We start from the raw sequence: 12,948 nt of genomic DNA on the forward strand, positions 1-12,948 counted from the left end.
CGATGCAGGACCAGATGTTAACGGAGCGCGGCATGTTCGGTATGCCCAATCCGCAGGGATGGACGATCGAGCGGATCGTGAGCCTCATGGCCGGCACTGTGGTGCTGGTAACTCAGGTCGCGCAGTCTGGGCATGTGAGTCGCCTGCGGGTGCTCGCGGGGTGGGTCGGGGCGAACTTGGTGCTCAATGGGGCGCTGGGCTGGTGTCCGATGAGTGTGCTGTTGCATCGGCTGGGGTTCGTAACGGCCGCCGAACGCGAGCGCCGAAACTACTACACTACGTAGTAATAAGTTCGCGGCGGCTGGGGAGGTGACCGATGAATACCCTTGATGTTTCCCGGTGGCAGTTCGGCATCACCACCGTCTACCACTACATCTTCGTGCCGCTGACCATCGGTCTGGCGCCGCTGGTGGCGCTGATGCAGACGGTGTGGACGATCACCGACAACCGGGCGTGGTATCGGCTCACCAAGTTCTTCGGCAAGCTGTTCTTGATCAACTTCGCGCTGGGTGTGGCCACCGGCATCGTGCAGGAGTTCCAGTTCGGCATGAACTGGGGTGAGTACTCCCGGTTCGTCGGCGACGTGTTCGGCGCCCCGCTGGCCATGGAGGGTCTGGCGGCTTTTTTCTTCGAGTCGACCTTCATCGGGTTGTGGATCTTCGGGTGGGGCCGATTGCCCCGGTGGGTGCATCTGGCCTGCATCTGGATCGTGGCGGCCGCGACCAATGTGTCGGCGTTTTTCATCATCGCGGCCAACTCGTTCATGCAGCACCCGGTCGGCGCGCACTACAACCCGGAAACACACCGCGCCGAGTTGGACAGCATCATGGCGATATTCACCAATAACACTGCGCAAGCAGCGGTTTCACACGCTATAGGCGGGGCATTCCTCACCGCGGGGGCGTTCGTCGCCGCGGTGTGCGCCTGGTGGCTGGTCCGCTCCCGAAACGGGCGTGCCGCCGGCGCGGGCACCGACACCACGACAGCCCAATCCGACGCCGGCAGCATGTATCGCCCGGCGACCATCCTGGGCTGCTGGGTGACGCTGATCGCCGCGGTGGGGTTGTTGTTCACCGGTGACATCCAGGGCAAGCTGATGTTTGCCCAGCAGCCGATGAAGATGGCATCCGCGGAAACGTTGTGCGACACCCAGACCGACCCGCATTTCTCGATCCTGACGATCGGCCGGCAGAACGACTGCGACCACCTCACCCGGGTGATCGAGGTTCCTTATGTGCTGCCATTTTTGGCTAAAGGGCGGTTCAGCGACGTGCAGCTGCGGGGTGTGCGCGACATCCAGCAGGACTCCGAGCAGCGGTTCGGGCCGAACGACTACCGGCCCAACATGTTCGTCACTTACTGGTCGTTTCGGGCGATGATCGGGCTGCTGGCGGTGCCGGTGCTGTTCGCGCTGGCCGCGCTGTGGCTGACCCGCGACGGCCAGGTCCCGAATCGGCGGTGGCTTTCCTGGTTTGCGCTGCTGACCATTCCCACGCCGTTTTTGGCGAACAGCGCGGGCTGGGTCTTCACCGAGATGGGGCGCCAGCCGTGGATCGTCGCCCCCAACCCGACTGGTGACCAGCTGGTCCGTCTTACCGTCGCCGACGGTGTGTCGAGTCACTCACCCGGGATGGTGGTCACGTCGCTGGTGATGTTCACCCTGGTCTATGGGGTGCTCGCGGTCATCTGGTTCCGGCTGCTGCAGCGCTACGTCGTCGAAGGGCCGCAGGAGCACGACGCCGAACTCGCACCGCCGGCTCCGCCCGGTAGCGACGAGGTGGCTCCGCTGTCATTCGCCTACTAAGAGCAGCGAATTTGGGAAGGAGACGATCGAGATGGGCCTGCACGAGCTGTGGTTCGGTCTGGTTGCGGTGCTGTTCTTGGGGTTTTTCATCTTGGAGGGCTTCGACTTCGGCGTGGGCATGCTGATGGAGCCGTTCGGCCGGATCGGCAGCGGCGACGCCGAGCAACATCGCCGGGCGGCGCTGAACACCATCGGCCCGGTCTGGGACGGCAACGAGGTCTGGCTGATCACTGCCGGTGGCGCAATGTTCGCCGCGTTTCCGGGCTGGTATGCCACCGTGTTCTCCGCGTTGTATCTGCCGCTGCTGGTGATCCTGTTCGGCATGATCGTGCGGGCGGTCGCGATCGAATGGCGCGGTAAGATCGACGATCCGAAGTGGCGAGCCTGGGCTGACTTCGGTATCGCGGCTGGGTCCTGGCTGCCCGCGGTGCTGTGGGGGGTGGCGTTCGCGGTGCTGGTCCGCGGGCTGCCGGTAGGCGCCGACCACCAAGTTCACCTGTCGGTCACCGATGTGCTCAACCCCTACACGCTGGTGGGCGGGCTGGCCACCGGCGGGTTGTTCTTGTTGTACGGCGCGGTGTTCGTGGCGTTGAAAACCGCCGGTGCGATCCGCGATGACGCGTTGCGATTTGCGACGTGGTTGTCGCTGCCGGTGGCCGCGCTGGTGGCCGGTTTTGGGTTGTGGACCCAGCTGGCCTACGGCAAGAGCTGGACCTGGCTGGTGCTGGTCGTCGCGGTCGTCGCCCAGTTGGCGGCGGTGGGGTTGGTGTGGCGCCGCGGCTCTGACGGCTGGGCTTTCTTCTCGACCGCGGTGGTGGTGGCCGCGGTGGTGATCCTGTTGTTCGGTGTTCTGTATCCGAACCTGCTGCCGTCAGCGCTGGACCCACAGTGGAGCCTGACGATCTATAACGCGTCGTCGACCCCCTACACGCTGAAGATCATGACATGGGCAGCGCTGATCTTCGCCCCGTTGGCGATCACCTACCAAGGTTGGACGTATTGGGTGTTCCGGCAGCGGATCTCGGCCGAGCGGATACCTCCGTCGATCGGCCTTTCGAGGACCCCTTCTTGAGCGGACGCGACTCGTCAGGCCATCCACCGCTGGACCCACGCTTGTGGCGGGCATCGACGGCGATGCGCCGGTTCCTGGCCGCCACGGTGGCCTACGGTGTGGTGATCTCCGGCTGCGCGGTCGCCTCGGCGATGGTGTTGGCACAGATCGCCTCCCAGGTTATCACCGACCCGTCCACCCGCAGCGTCGAGCGTTGGATGCCGCTGATCTCAATCCTGGCGGCACTATGGGCAATTCGCACAGCGGCCCACTGGCTGCAGGCGCGGCTGGGCCAGCGGGGCGCCAGCGCGGTGATCGCCGATCTGGCCGGTCAGGTGCTGACCGCCGTGACCGCGCGAGCCCCCCGTGAACTAGCCGCCCGGCGCGACGCCGCCGCGACGGTGGTGACCCGCGGCCTGGACGGGTTGCGCCCCTACTTCACCGCCTACCTACCCGCATTGGTGCTGGCCGCGATCTTGACCCCGGCAACCGTGGCGGTGATTGCGCTCTACGACCTGAAGTCGACGGTGATCGTGGCGTTCACGTTGCCGCTGATCCCGATCTTCATGGTGCTGATCGGCCTGGCCACCGCCGACCGGTCGGCGGCGGCGCTGGCGGCCATGACGAGCTTGCAGGCCCGGCTACTGGATCTGATCGCCGGCATTCCCACGCTGCGCGCGCTGGGTCGGGCTGCCGGGCCCGAGAATCGCATCGCTGAATTGTCGGCCGCGCACCGCCGTTCGGCGATGGCCACACTGCGGATCGCCTTCTTGTCGGCACTGGTGCTGGAGCTGCTGGGCATGCTCGGCGTTGCCGTGGTCGCGGTCAGCATCGGGCTACGCTTAGTGTTCGGGCAGATGAGCCTGACCGCTGGGCTCACAGTGCTGCTGCTGGTGCCGGACGTGTACTGGCCGCTGCGCCGAATCGGGGTGGAATTTCACGCGGCCCAGGACGGCCGCGCCGCCGCCGACAAAGCTTTCGCGCTCATCGACGACTCGCCCGGCCCTACCACGGGACACCGGAGCGTGTCCGCGCGCGGTGCGGTGATCGGCACCGAACGTCTTAGCGTCGCCGGCCGGGACGGCTTTGCGCCGCGCGATCTCACCGCGGTGATCGAGCCCGGCCAGGTGACGGTGCTGACCGGCGCCAACGGCGTCGGCAAGAGCACCATGCTGGAGTGCGTCGCCGGGCTCACTGTGCCGACGTCGGGGCGGATCACCGTGTCCGGGATCGACGTCGCCGATCTGGACCCGGCCCGGTGGTGGCGTCAGCTGTCCTGGCTGCCGCAGCGCCCGATGCTGATCCCGGGCAGTATCGCTGAGAACCTAGCCCTGTTCGGCGAACTTGATGACGCAGAAACGTCCTGTGCGACATCGGGTTTCGACCTGGTATTGGCGGAGCTGCCCAGCGGCGTGCACACCCAGATAGGGGGCGGCGGCGTCGGGCTGTCGCTGGGGCAGCGACAGCGGCTCGGCCTGGCCCGCGCGCTCGGATCCACCGCACCGGTGCTGCTGTTCGACGAGCCGACCGCCCACCTGGACGCCGAGACCGAAGACGCGGTGTTGCGGGCCCTCGTCGAGCGGGCGCAGGCCGGCGTAACGGTGATCGTCGTCGGCCACCGTGACCCGGTGCTGGCGATCGGCGATCGAGTGATCGATGTGGAAGCGAGTCGTCATGCGCCGGCCTGATCTGCTGAGCGCGTCAACCCTGCTGCGCCCGCGACTGCCCCGGCTGGCGCTGGCAATCACGCTGGGGGTGTTGTCGCAGGCCAGCGCGCTGGGGCTGGCCGGGGTGTCGGCCTGGCTGATTACCCGTGCCTGGCAGATGCCGCCGGTACTGGACCTGTCGATCGCCGTCGTCGCGGTGCGTTCGCTCGCGATTTCCCGAGGCGTGCTGCACTACTGCGAGCGGCTGGCCACCCATGACACCGCACTGCGCGCGGCCGGCACCGGCCGCGGCGCAATCTATCGCCGGCTGGCCCACGGACCCGCAGACGTCGCGACCCGGCTGCACAGCGGTGAGCTGGTGGCGCGGGTCGGCGCCGATGTCGACGTGCTGTCCGACGTGCTGGTGCGCGCCCTGCTGCCGATCGGTGTCGCGGCGGTCCTGAGCCTGGCCGCTGTGGTGGTGATTACGGTGATTTCGCCGGCGGCCGCCGCGGTGCTGGCGGTTTGCTTGCTTGCTGCCGGAGTGATCGCACCGTGGTTGTCGGCGCGGGCGGCGGCGGCGCAGGAAGCCGTTGCCCGCCAACACCTGGCCGAGCGTGACGTGGCGGCGATGCTCGCGCTGGAGCACGCCGCGGAGCTGCGCGTCAGCGGCAGACTGCCCGCTATCATCGCCGAATCGCAGCGTCGGCAACGCGCCTGGGCCGACGCGGTCGACGCCGCGGCAACACCGGCCGCGGTGGCCGCCGCCATGCCCACCGCCGCGGTCGGGGTCAGCGTGCTCGGCGCGGTGATAGCCGGCATCTCGATTGCGTCCACCGTCGCGCCCACCACCCTGGCGATCCTGATGCTGTTGCCGCTGTCGGCATTCGAGACGACCGCGTCGTTGCCGGGCGCGGCGATCCAGTTGACCCGGTCGCGGATCGCGGCACGGCGGCTGCTCGACCTGACCCCCGCAGATCAGCCGGGCACCGACCCGGCTCGCCCGCCGGCGCAGTCGCATCCACCGGTGACCCACCGGCTGTGCGCCGCCGATATCCGCGTCGGTCACGGTGCCGAGCGCTCGACCCTGGTGACGGTGGACTTGCAACCCGGTGCCCGGCTCGCGGTCACCGGCCCCAGCGGCTCCGGCAAAACGACGCTGCTGATGACGCTGGCCGGCCTGTTGCCGCCACTACACGGCCAGGCCGAGTTGGACGGGAGGGCGCTCAGTGATTTCGACGAAGACCAATTGCGCAATGCCATCACCTTTTTCGCCGAAGACGCACACATTTTTGCCACCACCGTCCGCGACAACCTGCTGGTGGCCCGCCGCGACTGTCGAGACGACGAGCTGATGGCGGTCATCCACTGGGTCGGGCTCGGTGGGTGGCTGGCGGGCCTGCCCGACGGCTTGGCCACGGTGTTATCCGGTGGCGCGCACGCGGTGTCCGCGGGTCAACGCAGGCGGCTGCTGCTGGCCCGGTCCGTGCTCTCACCAGCGCGCATCGTTTTGCTCGACGAACCCACCGAGCACCTCGACGCCGGCGACGCCGATCTGCTGCTGCGCCGGCTGCTTGAGCCCGAAGGCGGGCTGATCGAAGCAGAACGGACGGTGGTGATAGCCAGCCACCACCTACCCAACGACATCCGCTGTCCAGTACTCGGTATCAACCCTGCTCTACCTCACCACGCTGTGTCGGCGGGTCCAACATGAGTGCACGGTCCGGGCAGTAGAACGTGAGCGCGGTGGCCAGAAACGCCCACGCCTGCGCCTGGCTGGTATTCCGGGCAAGGTTGGTGGATAGGAAACGGGTTGAGTCGGCGGTGGTGGCGTCCACGCCGCGGCGCAGTCGTTCGCAGGTGATCTTGGCCAGCCACGCGTTGTGGTCGCGACTGCCGTAGATGCCGTGGCTGTGGAGTTGATCAGCAAACTCGGTGTCGATGTCGGCATGCGCAGGCGCCGCCAAGGTGATCGCGGTAGCGACAATCGCCGCGAGTCCTGTCTGTCTCATCACGGCGTCTCACCAGTCCCATAGGGAGTCATCGTCGGGAGGATATTGGGAGCACGCGCCAGTGGTCTTTGCGACGATTCCCTTGTTGTTGAAGAAGATCTTCCCCCAGTTCGGCCACGCCGCGGTCAGGGGGTCAGCGAAATGAGTGGCCCATTCCTCGGATTGGGCTCTGCGGCCGTCGGGGCTCAGCGAAAGAAACCAATGTATTTCCTCCTTCGTCGCCCGCTGAACTTCTAACGGGTGATTACGAAAGTCGGTCATATACCGGTCGTAATATACGGGAGATCGGTCGCGCGCGGCGCCCAAGAGTTGCTCTGCGGTGCACGTTGTCTGAATGATCCTGCGTGGTATCGGGTAGTCCTGCGTGGAATCAGCCGCCGCGACACCGGGCAACACCGTCGCGGCGATGGTGCTGGCCAACAGGATAGTGGCCGCGCTCAACACCCGGCGCTGTCGGCGCCAGTAGCCGCCGATGCCACTTTTGGCGCGCCACGCCGAGTAACCGAACCCGCGCACATTGTTCCCGCACATCATGGGTGCACTCCTTATATGTCGGCAGGGATAACGGTTGAAACTCGGCTTATTTCGTCGGAATCTCCTCGGTAGGAGCTTCCGAGCCAGCCGACGGGCTCCGAGGAGCCCGAGACATATAACTGGCCGGGCGTTGGCGCACCTTCTGCGGCCACCAGAACCAGGGTCCGAGCAGCGCCGCGGAAGACGGCGTCAGGAATGACCGCACGATCAGGGTGTCGAACAGCAGTCCGAGCCCGATCGTGCTGCCGGCCTGGCCGATCGAGTAGAGGTCACTGGCGACCATGGACATCATCGTGAACGCGAAAACCAGTCCGGCCGCGGTGACCACCGATCCGGTACCGCCGATCGAGCGGATGATCCCGGTCTTGATCCCGGCACCGATTTCCTCTTGGAAGCGTGAGACCAACAGCAGGTTATAGTCCGAGCCCACCGCAAGCAGGATGATGACGCCGAACACCGGTGCGATCCAGTTCAACTCCAGGCCGAACAAGTGCTGCCAGACCAGCACGGTCAGCCCGAACGCCGCACTCAGTGACAGCAGCACCGTTCCGACGATCACCGCCGAGGCCACCAACGCCCGGGTGATCAGCAGCATCACGATGAAGATCAGGGTCACCGCCGCTGCTCCGACGATCAGGATGTCGTAGGTGGAACCGGACTGGATGTCGTTGTACACCGCCGCGGTTCCGGTGAGATAGAACTTGGCAGTGGTCAGCGGGGTGCCCTTGACCGCGTCGTGCGCTGAGGCGAGCATCGGCTCGACGAACGAAATACCTTTGGGCGTGGCCGGGTCCGCGTCGTAGGTGACGATGAACCGTGCTGCCGTGCCGTCCGGGGACAAGAAGAGTGCTAAGCCCTTCTGGAAGTCCGGGTTGTCGAAGGCCTCCGGTGGCAGGTAGAAGTAGTCGTCGGCTTTGGATGCGTCGAAGGCCCGGCCCATCTCGCTGGCGGTGTCGGTCATCCGCGCCATCTGGGTCACCAGTCCGGCGAAGCTCGAGTGCATCGAGAGCAGATTGGCCTGCATGGATTTTGCGACCGCGATCATCGGGTCGAACTGCCCGACGATCTGCGGCATCACCGTGTTCATGTCGGCGATGTCGGCGAGCAACGGCTCCATGTTCTCGCTGAACTTGTCCATCCCGTCGTAGGCGTCGAACACCGACCGGACCGCATGACAGACCGGGATGTTGAAGCAGTGCTGCTCCCAGTAGAAGTAGTTGCGGACCGGGCGCGCGACGTCGTCGAAATCGGCGATGTGGTCGCGGATCTCGTTGACGGTCTCGTCTATCGCCGCCATGTGGTCGGTCATGTGCGCGGTGGTGGTGTTCATTTGCCCAACAAGATCCCGCAGTCGCACCATCGAATCGATGGTGGCGCCCAGGTCATCGCTCATCGTGACCATGTCGGCGAGTCGGTCGGTCATGAACTGCAGATTCTCCTGAATCGGGACGGCACCCATGCTGATCTGGAACGGGATCGAGGTGTGCTCGATGGGGCTGCCCAGCGGCCGGGTGATGCTCTGCACCCGCTCCACACCGCGGGTGCGGAACATGTTTTTGGCGATCCGATCCAAGATGATCATGTCGGCCGGATTGCGCAGGTCGTGATCGGCTTCGACCATCAGCACATCGGGATTCATCCGTGCCGCGCTGAAATGGCGTTCGGCGGCGTCGTAGCCGACGTTCGCCGGCAGATCGGCCGGAATGTAGTAACGGTCGTTGAAGCTGATCTTCATGCCCGGCACTGCGAGCATGCCGGCCAGGGTGACCAGCAGCGCGGCCACGAACACCGGCCCCGGCCAGCGGACGTTGGCGGTGCCGATGCGCCGCCAGCCGCGACCCTCCACCCGCTTGGGATCCAGCAGCCCGAACCGGCTGGCGACCGCGACGACAGCCGGGGCGACGGTCAGCGCACCGGCGACCACCACCACCAGACCCAGGGCCGACGGGATGCCCAGCGCTTTGAAATACGACAGCCGGGCGAAGTGCAGGCACAGCGAGGCCCCCGCGATCGTCAACCCCGAACCCAAAATGACATGCCAGGTACCGCGGAACATCGAATACCAGGCGGTTTCGCGGTCCTCGCCAGCATTGCGGGCCTCGTGGTAGCGCCCGATCAAAAAGATCGCATAGTCGGTGCCGGCCGCGATCGCCAGCGACGACAGCATCGCCACCACGAACGTCGAGAACCCCAGCAGGCCCAGGTCTCCCAGCAACGCGACCAGGCCGCGGGCGGTACCCATCTCGAAACCGACCATCACCAACGCCAGCGCCACGGTGCTGGCCGACCGGTAGACGATCGCCAGCATGATGATGATGACCAGGCCGGTCACGCCCATCATCTTGAGCATGCTGTGGTCGGCGGCCTCGGTCATGTCGGTGGTGAGCGCCGCCTGCCCGGTGACGTACGCGCGCACCCCATCCGGTGCCGGCACCGAGGCGACGATCTTGCGCACCGCATCGACCGACTCGTTGCCCAGAGTGCTGCCCTGATCACCGGCGGTGTTGATCTGCGCGTAGGCGGCTTTGCCGTCGCTGCTCTGCACGCCGGCGGCGGTGATCGGGTCACCCCACAGGTTCGCGATGTGCTGGATGTGTTCGTGATCGGCGGCCAGTTTCGCGATGAGCGTGTCGTAGTAGCGGTGGGCATCCGGGCCGAGTTCACGCTCACCTTCGAGCACCAGCATGACCATGGAATCGGAGTCGAACTCCTCGAACTTCGCACCGGTGCGCTTTGCCGCGATCATTGCGGGCGCATCCTGCGGGGACATCGTCACCGCGTGGTCCCGCGCCACCGATTCGATCGGCGGCACCAGCACATTGAGGCCGACGGTCAGCAGCAGCCAGCCGATGATCAGCGGCCAGGCGAGGCGGCGAACCAGACGCATGTACCCCGGACGGAGGTTCTCGTGGCTGCTCATGCGGCTTTCACCAGACAGAAGACCTGGGCGTGGTGACCGGTGGCGAAGTGTTCATCTTTGACGTCGCCGTTAACCGTGATGCGGCAACCGATCTCATCGCCGTCCCCCTGGGCCACCAGATTGCCGATCACCGCCGGACTCGTCGTGGTCATCGTGTAGCTCCACGGCAGGGTTGTGAACGATGTCTGCACCGGCTGCGTCCCCTCATTCAGGTAGCTGATTCCCCCGCTCGCGTCACCAGGCCCGAAAACCTCATACACGACCCGCTTTTCATTGATCGACTCGATCACCGACGAGCCGCTGCCATCCCAGCGGAAGATCTCGCCGGAACCGAAAACGCCGCGAAGGTTGACTACCGCCAGGGTCCCGGCGACCGCCACCAGCGCGACGACCAGCGGCACCCAAACCCGCTTGAGAAGGGTCAACATTCAAGCCTCTCCATCCGTGGCCGCCTCCCACTACAGCCTCCCGGCCGCCGTGCACCCGTCCCAAGTGGATCGGCTACAGAGATATATCTTACCCGAGGGGGTATATGCCAGTGAAGCACCTCGGCGGCTGCACCCGCTGGTCCCGTCCAACTTGCACGACGCAAAACGGATTCAGGCCACGCCGCGGGGATCACAGCCGCGGGTGTACAACTCGGTATCCTCACCGAACTCGGTGAGCTCAGCCTGCGTCAACGACGGGCAGGTTTCGCTGATCGCCCGCAGGTAGTCCGACGTCTGCGCCGCTTCGTCGCGGCGGAACTCGATTTCGCGTTCGAATCCGAACTGCGCACCCTTGCGCGCAGCAAACTCGATATCTGCCGGGGGTGAACATCGCGGTCTCGGCGACCAGCGCGTCAACATCGACGGTGTCTGCGGCCGAACCGAGAAATCGCTCCCACATCGCAATGCGGGCCGTCGCATACGGCGGGCCAATCGGAATGATGCAGTCGAATCGTCCTCGTTGCAGGAATGCCGGATCCAGCGCCCGCACCGAGTTCGTGGCACAGATCAGCAGCCGATCGTCGGCCTGCCGAAACATGGGTATCAGCTTTGGCAACTCGTTGGTGACGCCGTGCACAGGGTCCGATGGCATCCCTGACCGCGATCCGGCAATCTCCTCCACCCCTCGCCGATGAACACCACCGCGGCTTCCAGCTCAATCAAGATGGTGAAGGTGTCCCGCAGCTCCCACGGCGGCGACAACTGCCGGACGCCCCGACCGAGCTGAGGGCACCAGCTCAGAAATCGTAAAGACCGGCGGCGCCCCTGGGGGTATGAATCTGCAAATTGCGCAGTTGCGCGCGGTGGCCGTGGCGCAGGCCAAGGCATAGTGGCGAATCATGTTAGCGCCGGCCCGATCTGGGGGCCTGGTCGTCAAGGTGGCGGACGCATACTCGACGTTCGTGGCACACATGGATCGAGGTCAAGGGCGTTAAGGGGCCGCGCGGCAATTGGCGCGTATACCCCATGCGGTATACCATGGGGGTCGGATCGTACTGTCGACCGAGGAGCACCAATGGCACGAACCGTAATCCTCGGCGCGGGTATCGCCGGGCATACCGCCGCGCTGCACCTGCGCCGAATGCTTTCCCGCGCACATGAGGTCGTCGTGATCTCACCGGAGCCCGACTGGAACTGGATACCGTCGAACATCTGGGTCGGTGTCGGCCGGATGGACGTCGATCAGGTGCTGATTCCGCTCAAGCCCGTCTACAGCCGAAAGGGCATCGTCTTCCATCAGGGTCTTGCCACCGCGATCCGTCCCGAGGGTACGGGCGAGCAGTCGTCGCCGTCGGTGGACTTCACCTACACCGACGAGGAACACCGTGGTGAGACCGGAAATCTCACCTATGACTACCTCATCAACGCCACCGGACCGCAGCTGAACTTCGCCGCCACTCCCGGCCTCGGACCCGATGGGCACTCCTGGTCGGTGTGCACCGCTGCCCACGCCGCAGCAACGGCCCAGGCATTTGAACAAGTCGTCGCCAAGCTGAAGGCCGGCGAGAAGCAGCGCCTGGTCGTCGGCGTCGGCCACGGCAACTGCACCTGCGAGGGCGCGGCGTTCGAGTACACCTTCAACGTCGAGCGCACGCTGCGCAACGCCGGGGTGCGCGACCTCGCCGAGATCTACTACCTCACCAATGAATACGAATTGGGCGACTTCGGCGTCGACGGCATGCAGTTCGTCGAGAAGGGCTTCGTGCAGTCCAGCCGGATGTGGACCGAGTCCCTATTCCGTGAGCGCGGCGTCAAAGCCATCACCCAGGCTCATGTCAGCAAGGTGATGGAAGGCAAGCTGCGTTACGAGCAACTCGACGGCAACGAGCACGACCTGGACTTCGACTTCGCCATGCTCCTGCCACCGTTCAAGGGCGTGACCCTCGCCGCCTACGACAGGGACGGCGCGGATATCACGTCCGCCATGTTCGCGCCATCGGGATTTTTGAAGGTCGACGCCGACTACTCGGGCAAGCCCTACGAAGAATGGTCTGCCGAGGACTGGCCGCGCACCTACGAGTCGCCGGCCTACCCGAACATCTTCGCGCCCGGCATCGCGTTCGCGCCTCCACATCCGATCTCGAAGCCGCGCAAGAGTGTCAGGGGAACGGTCATCACCCCAGCCCCGCCGCGCACCGGCATGCCGTCGGGCATGATGGCCAAAGCGGTCGCCGAGACCATCCGCGACCGGATCACCAAGTCCACCCAAGTTCCTGCGCACGCGGCCTCGATGGCGGCCGTGGGTGCCGCGTGCGTCGCCTCGGCCGGCACCGGCTTCCGGCAAGGATCGGCCGCCGCGATGACGATGTACCCGGTCGTCCCGGATTGGAAGACGTATCCGCAGACCGGCCGCGATCTCGCCGGCACGTCCGGAGAGATCGGCCTGGCCGGGCACTGGATGAAACTGCTGCTGCACTACCTGTTCATCTACAAGGCCAAAGCCAGGCCGTTCTGGTGGCTGATCCCCGAATGACCCGTATGGAAGGTGCTCCC

The 12,948-nt window shown here is 65.6% G+C and carries 11 protein-coding genes and 1 pseudogene; 6 read left to right on the forward strand and 6 right to left on the reverse strand.

The window, feature by feature from the left end; all coding sequences use genetic code 11:
* Positions 1-2: 2 nt before the first annotated feature.
* From NM962_09325 to cydC, 5 genes are all read left to right on the forward strand, one after another.
* Complete coding sequence (locus NM962_09325) at positions 3-284, forward strand: DUF2892 domain-containing protein (protein ID UVO14178.1); 282 nt, start codon at positions 3-5, stop codon at positions 282-284.
* A gap of 32 nt (positions 285-316) precedes the next feature.
* Complete coding sequence (locus NM962_09330; protein ID UVO14179.1) at positions 317-1,804, forward strand: cytochrome ubiquinol oxidase subunit I; 1,488 nt, start codon at positions 317-319, stop codon at positions 1,802-1,804.
* 31 nt (positions 1,805-1,835) lie between these two features.
* Complete coding sequence (gene cydB, locus NM962_09335) at positions 1,836-2,876, forward strand: cytochrome d ubiquinol oxidase subunit II (GenBank protein UVO14180.1); 1,041 nt, start codon at positions 1,836-1,838, stop codon at positions 2,874-2,876.
* A 62-nt stretch (positions 2,877-2,938) separates the two neighbouring features.
* On the forward strand, positions 2,939-4,543 hold the full coding sequence (gene cydD / locus NM962_09340) for a thiol reductant ABC exporter subunit CydD (GenBank protein ID UVO14639.1): 1,605 nt from the start codon (positions 2,939-2,941) through the stop codon (positions 4,541-4,543).
* Positions 4,512-6,215, forward strand: coding sequence for a thiol reductant ABC exporter subunit CydC (cydC, locus tag NM962_09345; protein UVO14181.1), 1,704 nt, complete (start codon positions 4,512-4,514; stop codon positions 6,213-6,215). Before cydD ends, cydC begins: the two co-directional genes overlap by 32 nt.
* Here the strand turns inward: cydC and NM962_09350 are convergent.
* From NM962_09350 to NM962_09375, 6 genes and pseudogenes are all read right to left on the reverse strand, one after another.
* Positions 6,169-6,513, reverse strand: a complete 345-nt coding sequence (locus tag NM962_09350) for a DUF732 domain-containing protein (GenBank protein ID UVO14182.1) — start codon at positions 6,511-6,513, stop codon at positions 6,169-6,171. The genes cydC and NM962_09350 overlap by 47 nt on opposite strands.
* 9 nt (positions 6,514-6,522) lie before the next feature.
* Positions 6,523-7,047, reverse strand: coding sequence for a DUF5078 domain-containing protein (locus NM962_09355; GenBank protein UVO14183.1), 525 nt, complete (start codon positions 7,045-7,047; stop codon positions 6,523-6,525).
* A gap of 46 nt (positions 7,048-7,093) precedes the next feature.
* Positions 7,094-9,967 (reverse strand): MMPL family transporter, encoded by a 2,874-nt coding sequence (locus NM962_09360; GenBank protein ID UVO14184.1) that lies wholly within the window; start codon positions 9,965-9,967, stop codon positions 7,094-7,096.
* Positions 9,964-10,395 (reverse strand): MmpS family protein, encoded by a 432-nt coding sequence (locus NM962_09365; protein ID UVO14185.1) that lies wholly within the window; start codon positions 10,393-10,395, stop codon positions 9,964-9,966. Before NM962_09365 ends, NM962_09360 begins: the two co-directional genes overlap by 4 nt.
* Positions 10,396-10,566: 171 nt before the next feature.
* A complete protein-coding gene (locus tag NM962_09370) occupies positions 10,567-10,815 on the reverse strand; it encodes a hypothetical protein (protein ID UVO14944.1) in 249 nt (82 codons plus the stop codon).
* A 130-nt stretch (positions 10,816-10,945) separates the two neighbouring features.
* Positions 10,946-11,047 (reverse strand): annotated as a pseudogene (locus NM962_09375) (hypothetical protein).
* Between the two features lie 423 nt (positions 11,048-11,470).
* Here NM962_09375 and NM962_09380 point away from each other — a divergent pair.
* Positions 11,471-12,928 carry an NAD(P)/FAD-dependent oxidoreductase gene (locus tag NM962_09380; protein ID UVO14186.1) on the forward strand — a complete coding sequence of 486 codons (1,458 nt, stop codon included), beginning with the start codon at positions 11,471-11,473 and terminating at the stop codon, positions 12,926-12,928.
* The last annotated feature ends 20 nt before the right edge of the window (positions 12,929-12,948 follow it).

It is taken from the genome of Mycobacterium sp. SVM_VP21, assembly GCA_024758765.1.
GTDB lineage: Bacteria > Actinomycetota > Actinomycetes > Mycobacteriales > Mycobacteriaceae > Mycobacterium > Mycobacterium heraklionense_C.

What these genes read in the sequence shown, in the direction of transcription:
- NM962_09325 (UVO14178.1), top strand. Translation starts at nt 3, where the DNA reads ATGCAGGACCAGATGTTAACGGAGCGCGGCATGTTCGGTATGCCCAAT.
- NM962_09355 (UVO14183.1), bottom strand. Translation starts at nt 7,047, where the DNA reads ATGATGTGCGGGAACAATGTGCGCGGGTTCGGTTACTCGGCGTGGCGC.
- NM962_09370 (UVO14944.1), bottom strand. Translation starts at nt 10,815, where the DNA reads ATGTTGACGCGCTGGTCGCCGAGACCGCGATGTTCACCCCCGGCAGAT.
- NM962_09380 (UVO14186.1), top strand. Translation starts at nt 11,471, where the DNA reads ATGGCACGAACCGTAATCCTCGGCGCGGGTATCGCCGGGCATACCGCC.
- cydC (UVO14181.1), top strand. Translation starts at nt 4,512, where the DNA reads ATGTGGAAGCGAGTCGTCATGCGCCGGCCTGATCTGCTGAGCGCGTCA.
- NM962_09360 (UVO14184.1), bottom strand. Translation starts at nt 9,967, where the DNA reads ATGAGCAGCCACGAGAACCTCCGTCCGGGGTACATGCGTCTGGTTCGC.
- NM962_09350 (UVO14182.1), bottom strand. Translation starts at nt 6,513, where the DNA reads ATGAGACAGACAGGACTCGCGGCGATTGTCGCTACCGCGATCACCTTG.
- NM962_09330 (UVO14179.1), top strand. Translation starts at nt 317, where the DNA reads ATGAATACCCTTGATGTTTCCCGGTGGCAGTTCGGCATCACCACCGTC.
- cydD (UVO14639.1), top strand. Translation starts at nt 2,939, where the DNA reads ATGCGCCGGTTCCTGGCCGCCACGGTGGCCTACGGTGTGGTGATCTCC.
- NM962_09365 (UVO14185.1), bottom strand. Translation starts at nt 10,395, where the DNA reads ATGTTGACCCTTCTCAAGCGGGTTTGGGTGCCGCTGGTCGTCGCGCTG.
- cydB (UVO14180.1), top strand. Translation starts at nt 1,836, where the DNA reads ATGGGCCTGCACGAGCTGTGGTTCGGTCTGGTTGCGGTGCTGTTCTTG.